This is a genomic window from Spiroplasma endosymbiont of Polydrusus pterygomalis, from assembly GCF_964030825.1.
In the GTDB taxonomy this organism is placed as follows: Bacteria; Bacillota_I; Bacilli_A; order Mycoplasmatales; family VBWQ01; genus Spiroplasma_E.
The window spans coordinates 1130666-1149538 of the sequence record NZ_OZ034964.1 but is presented as its reverse complement, the minus strand read 5'-3'; the positions used below and the strand labels follow the sequence as shown (position 1 = coordinate 1149538).

The following is an 18873-nucleotide window of genomic DNA, read 5'->3' as shown; positions in this document are numbered from 1 at the left end:
CTTACAGTATTACTAATACCAAATTTACTACTTTTCCCTTTAATGAATTATAAAATAGTTATTTTAGGTATTAAATTTTAATAAATAAAATTAAAAAATAAATAATGAAAATAATTTTTTTAAAAAAATTATTTATTAACATTTATCAAAAAAATCAAAATAATTTTGATTCTTATAGTATTAATTCGATGGATTTACAAAATTTTCAACCATTAACAAATAATTGTAAATCAAACTTAGCGAAAATTTAATTAAAAATTATATCATTGTTCGAAGTTAACCAGAACTTTGGTTGGTCGCGCGCTTTATCCCTACTGAAGTGAGTTGCAAAGCAACGAGAGATAAAATCCCTATTACTTGATAATTTTTAAGTAATGTGAAAGGAACAAATATGAAAGTAATTAAAGTTAAAAACATTACTAAATCATATAATAGTAATGTTGTGTTGGGACCTATTAATTTAGAAATTGAAAGTGGTAGTTCGGTTGCCATTTTTGGTGCTAATGGCGCTGGTAAAACAACACTGTGTGAAATTATTAGTAATACTAAAAATGCAAGTTCAGGAGAAGTTGAATATAATTTCAACAAGAAAGATATTCCATATCTTGTCGGAATTAATTTTCAAGATCAAGTTTATCCTAATTTTATAACAGTTAAAGAATTAATTAACTTTTATCATAAAATTTATTTAGATAAAATCAAAACTGAAATTTTTGATGATATGTTGCATAAGTTTCAATTAGAAGACTTATATAAACGTAAGGTAAATAGTTTATCAGGAGGACAAAGACAAAGAGTTAATTTATTTTTATCATTATTTCATCAACCAAAAATTTATATTGGCGATGAAATTTCAACTGGTTTAGATGTTAAAACAAGAATTGATGTTATTAATTTTTTGCAAGAGCAAGTTAGTTTAAATAATATTACTTTAATTTTGGTTAGTCATAATTTGGATGAAATCCAAGCGTTATGTAAACGTATTATTTTTTTAAAGGATGGTCAAATTATTGATGATACTACTGTTGCTGATGTAACTAAAAAGTATGGTTCATTACTAAAATATTATTTAGAAAAAACACAATTAGACTCTAAAAAAATTACAAGAAAGGAAGAAAAATAATGTTAGCAATGTTTCATTTACTATTTGGTTATTTTAAGAAATCTTTTCATAGTATTTTCTTTGGTTTTATTTTTCCAATTATTATGTTAACAATTTTAGTTGCTGTGTTAACGCCTAGTAATCCTAATGCTGCACAAACAGTATTGCCAGGATTAGTAATGTCAGCTTCACCAGTATTAGGAATTGTTACTTTATCAATGACATATTCTGATTTTAAACAATCAATAATTATCAAAAGAATTGGTGCCACTCCATTACGACCATGACAATTTATTAGCAGTATTTTAATCTTTCATGTTATTTTAATTTTTATTGGTAGTTTTTGAACGTTAGGAATTGGTGACGCCTTATATCACAGTCAAATTAATTGAGCAACAATTAATTGAGGTTTTGTTATATTAGCCATTTTACTTTTATCAATTATGTGTTCAGCAATAGGAATCATCGTTGGGATTCTTGCTTCTGATTTTAAGGTTGCTAATGCTTTTGCTTTGTTATTATACTTACCAACATCATTTTTGTCAGGACAATATATCCCTTATATGGCAATTAAAGGACAGCCAAGTTTAGTTATTATTGCTAAAATTATTCCTTTTTCTTATCCAGTTTCTATTATGAATAGAGGATGAAATAATTATGCTGCACCTAATGATTTAATTAATGCTGCACTTTTTAATAATTATTGATTACCAATTTTAGTTAGTTTGATTTGAATTATCGCGTTAATATCTGCTGCCATTGTTGCTTATAAATATCGACGTAAATAAGAAAAAGTAAATAAAAAGTGTTAATATCGGGTGAAAATTTCCCAAAAGTGAAGTTATTTGATAGTTCTTAATATTTGATTTAAAAAATCTCTAATTAGAGATTTTTATTTAAATCATATAAATTTTTAAAACATTTGTCTATGAACAAATTTGATGACTTAAAATTGATTTTAAACGAAATAGATTATTGCATATGCAATCTATTATTTTTTCTAAATTTTTGGTGAGTTTGGTTTATATGTACTTGTTGCAGATTGTAAATTTTGAAAATTGTTTGAATTTATTTTGTTTTTAACATATTTTAAAGCATTTATTCCTTGTTATATACTATTTTTTTATTAATATGTTTTAAGTTTTTTTGTTTTTAATTTTTATACTCTCTTTATTGTTTTTGATTTGAATGTTTAATTAATAAATATAATTTATTAATTATTCTTTCTTTTAAATCAAAATATCAAAATTCTAAAGTTGAACAAAATTACGTAATATATTTTTTCAGTATTTTTTTCAATAATATAATGAAGTTCTTCAAAAGTAAAATTTAAAATATTTGTATTTAATTCATCTTTTAAAACAGTAAGAAATTATATACCTTGAATTAATTCTTTTTCATAATTAATATTTTCTTTAATTTCATTTTTCTTTAATAAAGTTTCATAAGTTGCTAATTCAATAATATTTTTTTGTCAATCATCATTAATTAACGACAAAGCAGTTAAAGACATAATTTGTTTTTTTTTGCAAACTGAACATTTTTTATAATCTTTCTTTCATAGTGGATTTTGTTTTCTTGGAACCCTTTTGTTCAAAATCAAATCAACTCCTTAAAGTAACAAATTAATTATACAGAAGACAATAATTAAAAATGTTACCCTTTAATATATAAATATATTATATTTATTTTAAATATCTTTTAAAATAAAAAAACCTTATAAAAACTAATTAAAATCAAGATAATTGTACCCAAGAAGTACGTATATTGTACCCTAAAATTATAATATGATACAATAATAAATAATATTTAGTAATATTTTAAGGAGTTAAATTATGTATTTAGAAGTACAAAAAAAACCAATAATTTTGTATGCAAAAAACGAAATAAATACTGCACCATTAAAAAAATTTAATTTTAAAGAAATAGACTTATTTTTTTATTTCTGTTTTATTTTAAATGAAAAAGAATCTGAAAAAATTAAATTAACTTTTAATATAGTTAAAGAAATATTAGATTTTAAACCTAATGATGTAGAAAGAATAAGTAAATTATTTTTAAGAACACACAAAAAATTATTAGAAATCAATTTTACTGTATGAGAAAAAAATAAAATTATTTTATGTCCAATTTTTTATGAGTTTGAAATAGATAAAGAAAATAAAGAATTATCGATACAAATACATCCAAGATTTCAACATATTTTAAATTTCTTTAAAAATGGTAATTTTACTAAAATAAATTTATTAGAAATAATCTCTTTAAAATAAAATTACTCAAAAAAACTATATTCAATTTTAAAACAATACGAAACCACAGGCGATGTTTATTTTCGAGATTTGAATGAATGAAGAGAAATCTTATGTATTCCTAAAAGTTACGATTTTAGGCATATCAACCAAAAAATATTAAATCCTAGCATTAAAGAACTATTACCTTTTTTTCCAAATTTAAAATTAAAAAAGAGAGATATTGGCAGAAAAATTACACATATTGGTTTTATATTTAAAAATTAAAAAAATCAACACTTATTTAAAAATAATAATAAATCTTTAATATATAACGATGATGATATTGTATGAGATTAAATTTAGTTTAGAGCATATATTTTAATAATATGCCCAATTAAAGAACAAATCCAAAAATGAAGTAGGAGTTATTACAATGATAACAGAAAATATAACATGACACTTTAATGAGCAAGAAAATAAGTTAATTAACTTATTTAAAAAAATAGATATAAAAAAAATGGTATATTTTTAACTAACAATATTGATATATTAAATAATTTATTTAAATATATTTTTGAAAAAAAATCAGTCAAAAATATATTTAATTTAAAAGTTTTAGAACCCTCAGTTGGTACAGGAAATATAATAATATATTTATTAGAAATTTTAAAATATAATAAAATCAATAGTAAAGATATAATTTTTTTTATAAAAAAAATTTATATATTAATGACAATAATATTGAATTATTAAATATTGCTAAAAATAATATAATTTTTTGAGTTAAAAAAAATTATGGTCAAAATATTAGTTTAAAAAACATTTTTAACATTGATTTCACAAATAAAGATATTGCTCTTAAAATTTTTCAAATACAAAAATTTGATATTATAATTGGTAATCCACCTTTTGTTTGTTTATATGGAAAAAATGGAATTTTTAAAACTGAGAAAACTAGAAGAAATTATTTAACAAAGTATAACCAATTTCCTTCAACTTTAAAAAACGGAAAATTAAATATAAGTATGTTTTTTATTGAAAATTCATTGTTACTATTAAATGATAATGGAATTTTATCATTTATTATTGATTCTTCATTTTTAGACACACCATTTTATTACACCCGAAAATATATTTATGAAAAAGATTGAAATATTGAAAATTTAATTTTTAATCATTCTAGTTTTAAAAATGTATATTCTGGGCAACTTATTATTAACTTGTCAAAATTTTCTACTAAAGTTAAAATCATTGATAATTCAAAACAAAAAAGTTTTGAATTAGATAGAAAAGAAATAATTAAAAATGATTATAAAATATTCTTAATTAATCCCTATGATTATGTTTCAATATTAAATCTAATATATCAAAAAACTAAAATTATAACTAATGTATATAATAATGAAAAAATAATAAGAATGGGACCAATGCTTTTAAGTATGGAAAATCAATTTGTTTCAACAAATAATCGAGAACATAATAAACTCATTTATCCTTACTACAAAGGTTCAAAATCTGTTACTAAACCATTTTATTTAAAAGATATAAATCTATTTTTTGAATATAATAAAGAAAAACAAAGTAATATAAATGAACAACTACAAGTTGAACTTATTGAAAAAGGAATTAAAAATAAGAAAAGAATTGGATTAGGAGAAAAAGAAATTTATGATAATCCAAAAATATATATAAGACAATCTGCAAATAAAATTATTGCTACATTAGATTTAAACAAAAGTTCATGCGATACTAGTTTATATATATTATCTTTTAAAAAAAATAATCAAAAAGTTATTAATGAATTAAAATTTTTAGTGGGCTATCTTAACTCATCCATAATTAATTTTTATGCAAGATTAAAAATAATCAAACTAATCAAATCTAAACAACCACAAATGAGAATTACTGATCTAAAAACATTATCCATTATTACTAATGAATTTATTAAAAAAGAAATAATTTTTTTAGTAAACAAAATATTAGACAAAGAATATTGTTTTGAAGAAGGAATTAAAAAAATAAATACTTTATTATATAATTTTTTTAATTTATCTAGTAAATTATTTTCAATATTTTCATTTTTAATAGAAATTTCATCTTGAATTGAAGCTAATGCTAATAATCAATCATTAGATTTTTTAATTGCTCTAATATGAGATTGTTTAATTTTTAAAATAAATAAATTAATAAATTCTTTTCGTGTTCTTGTTCTATAAGTTGGTAAAGCATCAACATTAACTTGTAACTGATTTGTTGGTGTTCTTCTAAAAGAAGATGATACATCTTTTAAAAAATATAATTTAGAATATTCATTATTATTTTTAACAAATTCAACAAATCCTAACTCATTCATATAATATACATATAAAATATAAAAACTTCCATTTCTAATCAAATTTATAACTTTTTTGACACTACCTATATCAGGGTTACTGTCAGACCCATCTTTTTTAATTGCTTTAAAATCTATTAATATTATTTCACTCAAATTAATTTCATCTATTACAAAAGAAAATATAATATCATAACTCGATTTAGTATTACTTTTTTCTGCACCTCTTACATTTTTAATATTTTTATGATTATTAGAAATTTTAATAAATTCATCCTCGAAATAATCGCTAATTGTTGCACCAATTCTTGCTTTGCCATAAATTTTAGGTTTTAAGTTTTTTATAATAATTTTATTTATCAATTCTTTTACAGAATTTAATATTAAATTCTCAAATTCTTTCAATTGCATCATTTTATTTCCTTTGGTCTTTCATAACGCAAAATGTTTTTTTGTGCAAGCGTATTAATTAAATTAGTTTAGTTAACACGTGTGGAAAGTATTAACAAGTATTAAAACGCTGTAATCAGCAAATATGAACGTTTTAACAATATGTAATACTAAATTGATTTATAATATGACATTTTTTTAACTTCTTTTTAGTTTTTAGAATTATAAGATATGTTCTATCAAAATAAAAGAAATTGAAATAATGAAAATAAGATAAATTAATTCCAAATCACAATATACTACTCCTTTATTTTAAGATGTAATTAAGCATCGCTGAAAATGTTACACCTTAATATCAAGTTTTATTTTAATATGACTTTTCTCCCTTTATGTTATTTAGATTTTATCACAAAAAAATATCTAATATAATGTTTGATAAAAATTTGAAAGACATTTCTATTTAAATTGGTAATTTTAATAAAAAATAAAGACATAATTCTATTTAAAAACAATTTTAAGTCATCAAATTTGTTCATAGACAAATGTTTTAAAAATTTATATGGTTTAAATAAAAATCTCTAATTAGAGATTTTTTAAAGTAAATATTAAGGACAATCAAATAATTTCACTTTTGGGAAATTATTACTCGATAACTAAGAGGAAATTATCACTAAATAATGACAAAATAAATAAAAAAATTGTATTTTTCCTAAAATTTGTTATATATAAACTGTAAACTAAATACAGTTTTTAAACCAACTATTTTATTTTTAAAATAATTGGTTTTTAATTTTTTTAGGGGGAAAATATGTATCGAGAATTAAATATTAATATTGATGAAAAACAAAAGCAGGCAGTTATCGAAATTCTTAATCGTGAAAATTTAATTGTCGCTTATCATAGTGATGAACCGAAAAATGGTACTGGGATTTGTACCGATGGTATTGCTGCTGCTTTTATCATTAAAAATATTAATGATAGATAGTGCAATTACTATTGCCCATAGTCATTATGATCAGTTAGCAGCTGAAAAATTAAAAATGAAAATTAGTAAAAATTATTTAGATTATAAAGAAACTACAGTTATTTTTTCTGATACTACTATTTCAAAAAATAACTTTGAAAATTTTTTACTTTATTTAACAACAATGGTGCCATTAGCATTTGATAATGATCAAGATGCAAAATTAAATATAATATTTCAAGATCATCACCTTGGTCCTATGCAAAAAGTTATAACTCAAATTTCATATTTGGATCATGAAAATATTAATGATTTATCAGAAAATTTAACAATTACAGCCTTAGAAAATTTTAAACGTATTCAGTCGCTTGTTAAATCTAAAAAATTATTTTTTATTAATGTTACTTCCAATGATTGTCAAAATAATAAACAACCTTCTTCAGAATTATTACTTGAATTAATTAAACCATTAAATATCTTGACTAATGAACAATTATTCTTTATTACATCTTGTATTCTTGCTGAAAAAATTTCTATATTTTCGGCAAATGATAAAATAGTAAGACAAGGTTTGCTTAATTTCAATTTTTCATTAACTGAACAAGAAATTATTGATTTGCTTGATTATATTGATGATAAATTAGTTGCTTTAGCACAAAAAATTAATGAAGTTTTTCCATTTAATAAAATTGATGCAGTAAATGATTTTAGTAGCCAATTAATGATTGCATTATCTTCATCAAATTTTATTACCGAATTATTTGAAGTTGTAACAGCAAAGAAAATTCCTTTATCAGAAAAACGAATAAAAGTTGAAACATCAACAAAACCATTAATATTAATCGATATTAATGGAGCAGATTGTTTTGTTGCCACACCATTTCCTCGACAATCAATAACTCGCTCTTTAACTCTAATATTAGAAAAGGTTAGAAAAAGTATTGATGATAAATTAAAAATAAAGGTGGTAGCTTTTTTATTAGCAAATGATTCAGGTGTTGTTTCTGTTATTTCTTATAATAATGATGTTTATTGTAAATTAAATGATCTAAAAAGTCATGAAAGGCAAGCTTTACCAGCACCAAACTTTATTCGAGTTGGTCATGTTAATGCCTTTGTATTAAAAACTAATGATGGAAATTATTCAGTAACCTTTAAGAAAACTTTAAGTGATAGTTTAACAAATGATGTTATTGATAATAAAATTAGCAAAATTGAAGGTGTTAATAAATACTTAGAATATTATCAAAATCTAAAACTAGATATTAGCGAAATAAATAGCGAACAAGAAGCAGTAGCAAATAGTAAATTATTAACTAATATTGTAAATGATGTTTCAATATTAGAGAAAAAACTTAGTTTAAAGTTAGAAATTAGTGATGATGCTGAAAGTAAGGCAAATTTAAACACATCAACAGAGAATATTACAAACTCTGCTATTAAAGATAAAAATCCATCACAAATTGTTGAAAGTATGTCTTCTGATCTATTTGCTGCTGCAACTTCTCAAAGAGATAGTAACTGAAAAGATGATAGTTCTTCATTTTTATATTTTGATCAAAATATAAAAACTAAATTAAAATTTAGTCAACCAGCAACCGCTATCAATAAAAGCAATCATAATCAGCTTTAGAATAACTTTGATTATTTTTTTCTTTTTGCAAATATCTTGTTTTTTAAAATTAACAATGTAAAATATAGTACATAATTAATTTAAAATATAAAAGAGTAAAATTAAATGGTAATGCAGAGACTTAGTGGTTATTGTAAACTAAGCAAGTTTAATTTGAAGGTAGTTTATATTAACTAATAATTTAAATAGTAATTAAGTGCGTTTACTTTGTAAATGAATTAGGATGGTACCGCGTTAATAAAAAACGTTCCTATTGATGGAATGTTTTTTTATTTTAAAAGGAGAATAAGACATGAAGAAAAACTTAAACAAAAAATATAATCATCTTGAAATTGAAAAAGATCGTTATCACCAGTGAGTAAAATCTGGATTATTTAAAGCAAATGCTAATGCTACTAGTCCAACATTTTCTATTATTTTACCACCACCTAATATAACTGGACTTTTACATTTAGGACATGCTTGAGATGGTACTATTCAAGATTTATTAATTCGTTACAAACGTTTACAAGGTTTTAATACTTTATTTCTACCAGGAATCGATCATGCTGGCATTGCAACCCAAGTTAAGGTTGCACAACGAATTAAAGAAGAACAGAAACTTAATTTACAGCAACTAGGCAAAAATAAATTTTTACAACAAGTTTGAAAATGAAAAGATGAATATGCACAAAACATAAGAAGGCAATGAGCAAAAATTGGTTTAGCTTTAGATTATTCACATGAAGTATTTACATTAGATGAAAATGTCAAACAAGCAGTTAGTGAAGTTTTTGTCAAATTATATAAAGAGGGTTTAATTTATCAAGGAAAAAAAATAGTTAATTGAGATCCAGAATTAAAAACTGCTATTTCTAATATCGAAGTAAAATATCATGAAACAAAAGGTAAAATGTATTATTTAAAATATATTTTAAATAATAGTAGTGAATTTATTACTGTTGCTACAACGAGACCAGAAACAATGTTTGCTGATCAATGTCTTGTTGTTAATAGTAAAGATAAACGTTATCATCATGTTATTGGTAAGATGGTTGTCAATCCTGCTAATAAAATGTTAATTAAAGTTATTGCTGATGATTATGTTGATATTAATTTTGGCACAGGTGCTATGAAATGCACACCAGCTCATGATGCTAATGATTATGAAATTGCCTTACGTCATAATTTAGCAATGCCAACTTGTATTAAAATTGATGGTACAATGAATGAATTAGCACCATCATATCTTAATAAAGATCGAATGATATGTCGTAAACAACTAATTGAACAATTAACAAAGGAAAATTTAGTTGTTAAAGTAGAAGATCATCTTCATCAAGTTGGTTATTCAGAACGAACTAATGCTATTATTGAACCGTATTTATCACAACAATGATTTATAAAAATGGAACCGTTAGTTAAAACTATTATTGCTAAACAAAAAGATGAAAAAACAAAGATTGTATTTCATCCTGTATTGTTTGAACAACAACTTTTACAGTGACTAAATAATATGCAAGATTGATGTATTTCTCGTCAATTATGATGAGGTCATACCATTCCAGTTTGATATCATAAAAAAACTAATAACATTTATGTTGATACTAAACCACCAACACCAATTAATGATTATGTGCAAGATAGTGATGTTTTAGATACATGATTTTCTAGTGCGTTATGGCCATTTGTAACTTTAGGTTGATCAGAAAAGACTGTTGATTTGCAAAAGTATTATCCAACTGCAGTATTAGTTACTGCTTATGATATTTTGTTTTTTTGAGTTGCACGAATGATGATTATGGGTTGAAAATTTACTAATCAAAAACCATTTACTAATGTTTTAATTCATGGTTTAATTCGTGATAAACAAGGTAGAAAAATGTCAAAATCATTAAATAATGGTATTGATCCAATCGATATTGTTGAAAAATATGGTGCTGATGCATTACGGTATTTTTTAGTTAGTAATTGTGCTCCTGGTCAAGACTTAAGATTTAGTATTATTAAAGTTGAAGCAGCTTGAAATTTTAATAATAAATTATGGAATGCTGCCCGTTATGTATTAATGAATATTGATGAGCAATTTCAATTAGATGATAATATTGCTAATCATCAATCATTATTAGCTATTGATCAATGAATTTTACAAGAACTTAATGAATTAATTATTTATGTAGAACAATATATGGAAAAATATGAGTTTGTATTAGTAGTTAAAGCTTTATCAAATTTTATCTGAAATAAGTATTGTTCTTGATATATTGAATTAAATAAAGTCAATTTACAAAATCAAGAGCAAAGAACTAATTCATTACAAACATTATATTATGTCCTACAGCAAATTATTATTATGGTTCATCCTTTCATTCCCTTTATTACAGAAGCAATTTATGAAAAAATGGGATATCAAAATAGTATTTTAACAACTAAATTTCCAGTAGTTAAAACTATTAAAAAAACAAAAGATGCAACCCAATTTGTTAATATGTTAGTTGAAATTATTAGCAATATTCGAGAAATCCGTAAGCAACTTAATTTATCATTAAAATTATCGTTAACTATCCATATTAATACTACTAATCCTTTTTTTGAAACAGAAAAAAATAATTTAAATTCTTATTTATTACAATTAACTAATAGTCAAATTATTACCATTAGTAATAAACCACTTACCATAAATAATAAAGTGATTAAAATTATTAATTCAGCAGTAATTGAAATTAATGTTGCAAATTTTTTTAATAAAGAAGAGCAACTAGCAAAATTGAAAGCAGAATTAGTTTATATTGAGAATGAAATAAAACGTAGTGGAACTATTTTAAGTAATAAACAATTTTTAGCAAAAGCACCACTAACAAAAATTAATGAAGAAAAACAAAAGTTAGAAAAATATCAAAAGCAAAAAGTTTTAATTAATATTAAAATCAAAGAATTGTAGTAAATTCTATTAAGTCAAATTGAAAAAGATCATTATTTTTTAGTTTAATATCATCGATCCCTACTACAGTGGGAGTAAAATTTTTACCATCTCAATATGTAATTTGTCAAAATTTATTAATAGCTTGTTTACCTTTGACAGCAACTAAAAATCTTCCAAATTGAGTTTTCTCAATAGTAAAATCATTAACACAAGCGCTTAATAAATTACCAAGGGTATTAAAAGTAGTAATATAATTAGTTTGTGCTAAAATCGTTTCTTTACCATTAATAGCCTGAATTTCAATATTAGTAACATTATTATTTTGGTTGATAGTTCCATTAAATACTTTTGGTATGTAAATAATGTTTAGTATTAATGATGTGCCGAAGATTAAAATAATAGTATTATATTTGCATCATTTAATAAATGTTTTATTTTTAAATATTTGTAATCATTGCTTATTTTCTTTTTTTGTCTTATTTTTTGTTATCATTTTTAAAAATCAACTCTTATCTTGTTTTTTTCTTTTATTATATTAAAAAAGAAATAAAAAAGGAAATTAGTTTTTTCTTTGTTAATAATTATTGAGGTGGTATTAGATGAGACTATTAATTATATTATTAACAATTGTTTTCTTTGGCAGTAATGGTTTAGTTGGATTACAGTTGCTTAAAAATTTTAATGATAACGAAACAAATACTAAGAAAAAGATAGATGCAAAAATTATTACTATTACTATTGAAATTAGTGAACATTTAAATATACAAAATAAATATTATCTTAAAATACTTAATTCAAAAATAAGTATGATTAATTTAATTAATGCGTTAAATATTTCTAATTTTTATTTTGATATTTTAGCATTAAATTTAAATCAAAGTATTAGTGAAGATTATAAGTTAGCATTATTACCAAGGAGTAATGCCATTAGATATTATTCCCGTTATAATATTACCTTAGCACCTTTAATTAATTTAGGATTAAATAACATCGCTACTAAAAAAGTATTATTTTTATTTAATAATAAAAAATTAACTAGCAAACAATTATTAGAAAATTTAGAAAAATTATTAATCGCTAAAAAAAGAAAATATATAAAATTAATGCATAAATTTATTAGTTTTTAGTTATGTTTATTTATCATGTTTTGTTAGTTTTATTTTTAATTTTTTTAGTTTTCTTTTTGTCAAGTTTTACCATATTTGGTGGTTTAATTTTATTATTATTAATAATTATCATTTTCTATTTTATTTTTTGCAAAAAACAATCATTTTATAAATATTTATTTTTATTATTAATATTTACTTGCAGTTCATTAGTTAATATTGGTTTGATAAAACATAAACATGTAAATATGGAAAATATTAATTTAAAAGTAGTAGAAACACATCCAAATTATTTAATAGTACAAGCAGGATGAGAAAAATATTATTTATTATCACATTATTATATTAATAATATCCAATTTACTATCAATGCTCAATTAGATGATATTCTTATTTTAAAAGGTAAAACTGAAGATTTACAATCAATTAATAATTTTTATGAATTTGATTTTAAATTATTTTTAAATGCCAATAATGTTAATAAGCAAATAGTAGTTAAATCAGGTAAGGTAAAAATTATTGCTGGAAAGACACTTAGAAATATTTTTTTTAATTATGTAAATACTTTTCCAATAATAATTAAAAATTGAACTAAATTATTATTATTTGCTCAACAAACACAAGAAAATAAAGATATTTTTACTACTTTTAATAATTTTGGTATTACCCCAATTCTTGTAATTAGTGGTTTACATATTAATTTCTTTTTTATGCTTTTTAAAAAAAGCTTATTTTTTATTAAATATGAATTAATTAAACTTTTAATTTGTTTTTTTATTTTATTTTTTTACTTATATTTACTTAATTGATCTATTTCTGTAATGAGAGCATTAATGTTTATCTTTTTTAGTTCGATCTTAAAGTTTAGTAAAAAAACGATTCATCCAATTTCTATTCTTAGTTTTAGTGCATATTGTTACCTTTGTTGACGACCGTTACAGTTTTATCTTTTAGGATTTCAACTTTCTTTTGGTATTACTTTTTTAATTTTGTTTATTATTAATAAATTTAAAAATTCTAATTCCTGGATTAGATTATTATTAATTAACATCGTTTTATTTTTATTTACTCTTCCTATGCAATGACAAATAAATCATGGTTTTAGTTTATTAACCATTCCTTATTTGTTATTTTTTACACCAATTATTATTTTTTATGATATTATTTTATTTTTAAATTCAATTATTCATATTGTTGTTGTGCTAATGCTAAAATTTTTAATTAGTTTAATAAAGATAATAAATATCAGTAATGTTTGAATTTCAACTTTTCAAATCGAAATTTGGGTTTTACAACTTTATTTTTTAATTTTAATCTTTATTTACAATTGTTGGAAATATTTTAATTGGAAAACACTAACAGTTATTATGCTAAATTTTATTTTACTTTCAACATTGTGAACGGCTAATATTATTAAACCTTATTATGAATTGACAATGATTAATGTTGGCAATGCCATGAGTATTTTAGTCACTAGCCCCTATAATAATGCTGCGATTTTAATTGATGCGGGTACTGAAGATTTAAAACCAAATAATCCAACTATTTATAATTATCTTTCGGCAAAAGGAATTTATAATTTAAAAGCAGTATTCTTAACACATCATGATTTAGATCATGTTAGTAATCTTCCATTTTTAAAAAAACATTTTAAAATAGATAAAGTTTTTGAAAATACTAATCAAATATCACAATATATTATTGATGGTTTTAATCCAATTCATAATTTAGTTTATGGTTTTAATTTACAGTATGCTTCTGAAAATAATAAAAGTTTAGTTTTGTTATTACAAATTTATAATTATAAAATTTTATTTACTGGTGATATTGAAGCACAAACTGAAAATTTATTACTTGATGCTCATTTATTAGAAAAAATAAATATTTTACAAGTTCCCCATCATGGTTCAAAAACTTCATCAACTATCGGTTTTTTAAAAACTCTTAGTCCAGAAGTAGCATTGATTTCTGGGTATTATCAAAAGCGAAAACAGTTTCCCAATATTGAAACACTCAATAATTTAAAAAAAATTAATGCACAAGTTTATTATTCAGGAAAAAATAAAACTGTAATTATAAGAATATATTTGAAACATTATGATATTATAACATTAACATAAAATAATTATCGTATGTTATGAGGAAAAAAAATATGGTTTATATTATTCATGGTCAAGATCAATATTTAGTAAAAAAAAATATTAAATGTTTAATTAAAAAAAATCATAAAGCAAAAAAATATGATTATAATGAATATGAACTAGAAGAAGATACGATTGCTAATATTATTAATGAAATACAAATTATAAGTTTATTTGAAGAAAATAAGGTTATCATTATTAATGATAGTAGTAATTTATGGCAAAAATATATTAAAGAAAAAAAGTTTGTTGATGCTTTGCTTAATCATAATCACAAGATAATGATAATTATTAAAAGTTTAAATCTTGATTTTAAAGTAAATAAAGAATTTAAACAATTTAATATTATAAAAGTTAAAAATTATACAAGAGGACAATTATCAGTATTAGTTAATAAATTTTGTAATAATTTTAAAATCAATATTACGCCAGAAGCAATTGATTTTCTGTTAGAATATTTACCAAGTGATGTTAATATTTTTTTAAATGAATTATCAAAACTGAAATCAATCAAAGAAAAGATAACTTTAAAAATTATTAATGATGTTATTCCAAGATATTTTGCAGAAAATATTTTTAAAACGATTGCATATCTTTTAAAAAAGGATTATAAAAATTTTTGAATACAATATGACTATTATAATGCGATTAATTATGATAAAATTAAATTAATTAATATTCTTGTATATCAATTAGAATTAATTAGAGGTATGAAAATTTTAGTTAAACAAAATAAAAATAATGAATATATTGCCAAAGCATTAAATATTTCCCAATTTCAGGTAAAAATATTACAACAATATTTAAAAACTAGTTTAAATATTAATAATATTTTGTTAAAATTATATGAATTAGATTATAATATCAAAAAAGGAAAGTTTAATAAAAATATTGCAATTGATTTATTTTTTTTGAATATATAGTATATAATTATAAATGTTTCAAATTCAAGAGGTGATACATATAATGAAAAGTAATAAAAATATTGATGATACAGAAAAGAAAATAGTAGAATCAAATGATGATGTTACATTGACTAAACCAAAAGTAAAAAAAGTTACAAAAAAACAAACTGAAAAATTGTACTCAGAAGAAGATTTAAATGTTGCATTGTACTATGAAGTATCAAGCACTATATATAATAGTTTGAATAACTTAATTGTTAGAAAAGCAATTTTTAGTGATGAACAACTTTTAAAAATTTTAGAATTACAAATTTCTAATTTATTTTTTCTTGAAAAAGAGTTAAAGGAATTAAAAGATAAAACATATGCATTAGAATTTTTACAGTTAATCTCTAATTTGGTAGATCGTAGTTTAAGTATAACTAAAAGTTCACCTAAAAATCGTATTGAAATTCTTGAAGAACGTAATTTATTAATAGTAACAATTACTAATATTTGTAAGACAGTAGAAAAAGAAAGTCTTGAACGAATCAGACAATTTGATGATAATACTTTTAATGAGTTAAATGATCAAATTATTGCATTAAATAATTTTAGCAATGATAGTAATGAAATTAAACCAAGTGTTATTCCAAATAATCAAGTTCTTAATAATAATGGTGATGTCAATACTAATGTTGGAGCTGTTAATAATCCAGATAATAATTTAAATATTAACAATCTTGATAATGCTAGTTTAGCGAATTTAACTAAATTAGGAGTTTTACCACAGCATCCCGCTACAAATCCTAAGTTTTATCCATATATAAATAAGCCAAAATATATTCCACTTTTAAAGAAAATATTATCAGGTTTTTTCCTATTAACAACAGTGTTAACAGTAGTTACTTATATATTAACTTATTTTGTGGCAGGTACCCATGCAATTAAAGCTGGTGATCCACCAGTTTATTATAATTTTGGACAACAATTGCAATCAATGATTTTGACAATTATTATGACAATCGTTTTAAATGGTGGGTTTTTATATTCAATTTTAAAACCACCTAAACTAGGTCGTGATGTATATCGAACATCATATTTTTTAATTGTTATTTTAATTCTTTGAATTGTTTATACGGTTGTAAATTTAATTTTTATTATGAGAGATGATTCATTATTAAGAACATTTGATTCATTTTTAGGAAAAGATGATCAAGTTGATTCAGGCGTCTTAGCCTGATTAAAAGGATTATCGACATTTAAAGCTTTTCAAGTGTTAACATATGTGACAATAGCTTCTACAATTTTACCAATTGCCATTATTTTAGTTATTGCTATTCTTAATCCAAGAATTGATCGTAATAAAATTATGAGAGCCAATGCTGAATATCAAAATGCTATTAATAGCGCTTTAAATGGTAAACCTTATGAAATTGATCCGACATTATTTGATGATAGTTTAGATAATAATAAAAAAGATACAAAAGATCATAAATTTTGACGTAATAGTGATTTATTTAAATAACAAAATTAAAAGGACTTAATATTAAGTCCTTTTAATTTTGTTTTCTAGTTTTTTTATTTCAACATTTTTTTGATTATATTTAGTAGATATTATTTTTTGTATTGCTGTTATGAAAAAGAATAATACTTTTTATTTAATTTTAAATTTTACTATACCTTAATTAGAAAACAAATTAAATATTATTAATTGAAAATATTTTTCCAAATTATTTTTTCTTTTTCTGTTTTTGATGTATATATATAGTATAGATTTGAAATAAGTTTATGAAATTATCATTTAATAGATCAAATCTAATTAATTACAAAATTTATTCTAATTTTGAATTATAATTAAAAATTATTTTTTAATATAAAAAATTATATTTGAGAAATTAGATAAGTCCTTAGGAGGATATTATGGAAAATTTAGTAAGTGAAGAAATGATTGAAGAAGCATATCTAAAAATTAAAGATAAGATTGGTAAAACAAGTTTAATTAGAGCAGATAAACTTTCTTCATTTTCCAATAATAATATATTTTTAAAATTAGAAAATTTACAAAAAACAGGTAGTTTTAAAATTAGGGGAGCTTTAAATAAGATTCTTAATTTGTCAAGAGAGCAGCAAATAAAAGGATTAATTGCTGCTAGTGCTGGTAATCATGCTCAAGGTGTTGCTTTAGCGGCAAAAAGTTTAAATTTAGTGTCAAAAATAGTTATGCCTGTTACTGCACCACTCGCTAAAATTGCTGCTACTAAAGAATTTGGTGGTGCTAAATGTACCGTTAAGCTTTATGGTAATATGTTTGATGACGCCATGACTGAAGCATTAAGACTTGAAAAAGAAGAAGGTTTAACATTAGTTCATCCATATGATGATAATTTTGTTATTGCTGGTCAAGGCACGATTGGTTTAGAAATATACGAACAAATGAAATTTTTAGATAAAGAAATTGATTATTGTTTAGTGCCAATTGGTGGAGGAGGATTACTAAGTGGTATTGCAACTTATTTAAAAAGTAAAAAGCCAAATATTAAATTTATTGGTATTGAATCACAAAATGTTGATTCTTATAATCAAGCCTTACAAAAAGGAAAGCCATTTAAAATTGAGGGAAAAAGTTCAATTGCTGATGGAATTGCTGTTAAAAAAACAGGAAAATTAACATTTAATATTTTAAAACAAAATGTTGATAAAGTTGTAACTGTTAGTGAAGAAGAAATTGCACAAGCGATGTTATTTTTATTAGAAAAATGTAAAGTTGTAACTGAGGGTAGTGGTGCGGTAACTGTAGCTGCTATTCTTTCAGGTAAACTAGATGAAATTATTGGTAAAAATAAAAATATTGTTTGTGTTATTTCTGATGGTAATGTTGATATTACTACATTAGGAACAATTATTAATAGTGCACTAATTAGTTCACATCGTCGTGTTCCTTTTTCAGTAAATGGTATTATTAATAATAATACTATTAGTGAAATTATTAACATTATTACTAAAAATGGTGCTTCTATTTATAAAATTCATAGTACGTTTGATCGTAATAAATTAGATATTAGTAATTTTAGTATTTTTATCGTTATGGATACATCAGATGTCGATCAACAAAATAAAATCTTTGCTGAAATTCGTGCATCAAGTTCTAATTTTACATTAGTATCTAAATAATTTTAAAATTTACT

At 22.1% G+C, this 18873-nt stretch carries 15 protein-coding genes and 1 pseudogene; 13 read left to right on the top strand and 3 right to left on the bottom strand.

Translation table 4 applies throughout. The features are described from left to right. The first annotated feature begins 391 nt into the window (after positions 1–391). Both ACQH25_RS05685 and ACQH25_RS05680 read left to right on the top strand, forming a co-directional pair. Positions 392–1123 (top strand): ABC transporter ATP-binding protein, encoded by a 732-nt coding sequence (locus tag ACQH25_RS05685; protein ID WP_425381052.1) that lies wholly within the window; start codon positions 392–394, stop codon positions 1121–1123. After that, positions 1123–1890, top strand: coding sequence for an ABC transporter permease (locus tag ACQH25_RS05680; RefSeq protein ID WP_425381051.1), 768 nt, complete (start codon positions 1123–1125; stop codon positions 1888–1890). The genes ACQH25_RS05685 and ACQH25_RS05680 overlap by 1 nt, the downstream gene beginning before the upstream one ends. A gap of 584 nt (positions 1891–2474) precedes the next feature. On the opposite strand, the gene ACQH25_RS05675 is transcribed toward ACQH25_RS05680, so the two are convergent. Next, a complete protein-coding gene (locus tag ACQH25_RS05675) occupies positions 2475–2699 on the bottom strand; it encodes a hypothetical protein (RefSeq protein WP_425381050.1) in 225 nt (74 codons plus the stop codon). A 238-nt stretch (positions 2700–2937) separates the two neighbouring features. On the opposite strand from ACQH25_RS05675, the gene ACQH25_RS05670 reads away from it, so the two are divergent. The 3 genes and pseudogenes from ACQH25_RS05670 to ACQH25_RS05660 all read left to right on the top strand — a co-directional run. Beyond that, positions 2938–3372: a replication initiation protein gene (locus tag ACQH25_RS05670; protein ID WP_425381049.1), complete on the top strand. Its 435-nt coding sequence runs from the start codon at positions 2938–2940 to the stop codon at positions 3370–3372. A 69-nt stretch (positions 3373–3441) separates the two neighbouring features. Further along, complete coding sequence (locus tag ACQH25_RS05665) at positions 3442–3618, top strand: replication initiation protein (protein WP_425381048.1); 177 nt, start codon at positions 3442–3444, stop codon at positions 3616–3618. Positions 3619–4052: 434 nt separating this feature from the next. Next, positions 4053–5243: pseudogene (locus ACQH25_RS05660) on the top strand (Eco57I restriction-modification methylase domain-containing protein); the annotation flags it as partial. Here the strand turns inward: ACQH25_RS05660 and ACQH25_RS05655 are convergent. Then, positions 5180–6076 carry a hypothetical protein gene (locus ACQH25_RS05655; protein WP_425381855.1) on the bottom strand — a complete coding sequence of 299 codons (897 nt, stop codon included), beginning with the start codon at positions 6074–6076 and terminating at the stop codon, positions 5180–5182. The pseudogene ACQH25_RS05660 and the gene ACQH25_RS05655 overlap by 64 nt on opposite strands. A gap of 787 nt (positions 6077–6863) precedes the next feature. On the opposite strand from ACQH25_RS05655, the gene ACQH25_RS05650 reads away from it, so the two are divergent. From ACQH25_RS05650 to ACQH25_RS05640, 3 genes are all read left to right on the top strand, one after another. Continuing rightward, the gene (locus tag ACQH25_RS05650; RefSeq protein ID WP_425381047.1) at positions 6864–7040 is read left to right on the top strand and encodes a hypothetical protein; all 177 of its coding nucleotides are present in this window, start codon (positions 6864–6866) and stop codon (positions 7038–7040) included. After that, positions 7030–8652, top strand: coding sequence for a hypothetical protein (locus ACQH25_RS05645; RefSeq protein ID WP_425381046.1), 1623 nt, complete (start codon positions 7030–7032; stop codon positions 8650–8652). The genes ACQH25_RS05650 and ACQH25_RS05645 overlap by 11 nt, the downstream gene beginning before the upstream one ends. A 292-nt stretch (positions 8653–8944) precedes the next feature. Continuing rightward, positions 8945–11572 carry a valine--tRNA ligase gene (locus tag ACQH25_RS05640; protein ID WP_425381045.1) on the top strand — a complete coding sequence of 876 codons (2628 nt, stop codon included), beginning with the start codon at positions 8945–8947 and terminating at the stop codon, positions 11570–11572. On the opposite strand, the gene ACQH25_RS05635 is transcribed toward ACQH25_RS05640, so the two are convergent. Next, the gene (locus ACQH25_RS05635) at positions 11553–12047 is read right to left on the bottom strand and encodes a hypothetical protein (RefSeq protein WP_425381044.1); all 495 of its coding nucleotides are present in this window, start codon (positions 12045–12047) and stop codon (positions 11553–11555) included. The genes ACQH25_RS05640 and ACQH25_RS05635 overlap by 20 nt on opposite strands. 106 nt (positions 12048–12153) lie before the next feature. Between ACQH25_RS05635 and ACQH25_RS05630 the strand changes: the two genes are divergently transcribed. The 5 genes from ACQH25_RS05630 (at position 12154) to ilvA (ending at position 18859) form a co-directional block, all read left to right on the top strand. Continuing rightward, positions 12154–12681 carry a hypothetical protein gene (locus tag ACQH25_RS05630; protein WP_425381043.1) on the top strand — a complete coding sequence of 176 codons (528 nt, stop codon included), beginning with the start codon at positions 12154–12156 and terminating at the stop codon, positions 12679–12681. 227 nt (positions 12682–12908) lie between these two features. Further along, a complete protein-coding gene (locus tag ACQH25_RS05625) occupies positions 12909–14780 on the top strand; it encodes a ComEC/Rec2 family competence protein (RefSeq protein WP_425381042.1) in 1872 nt (623 codons plus the stop codon). A gap of 32 nt (positions 14781–14812) precedes the next feature. Next, positions 14813–15724 (top strand): DNA polymerase III subunit delta, encoded by a 912-nt coding sequence (gene holA, locus ACQH25_RS05620; protein ID WP_425381041.1) that lies wholly within the window; start codon positions 14813–14815, stop codon positions 15722–15724. Between the two features lie 43 nt (positions 15725–15767). Beyond that, positions 15768–17213, top strand: coding sequence for a hypothetical protein (locus tag ACQH25_RS05615; protein ID WP_425381040.1), 1446 nt, complete (start codon positions 15768–15770; stop codon positions 17211–17213). Between the two features lie 395 nt (positions 17214–17608). Then, a complete protein-coding gene (ilvA, locus tag ACQH25_RS05610; protein ID WP_425381039.1) occupies positions 17609–18859 on the top strand; it encodes a threonine ammonia-lyase in 1251 nt (416 codons plus the stop codon). Positions 18860–18873: the final 14 nt, after the last annotated feature.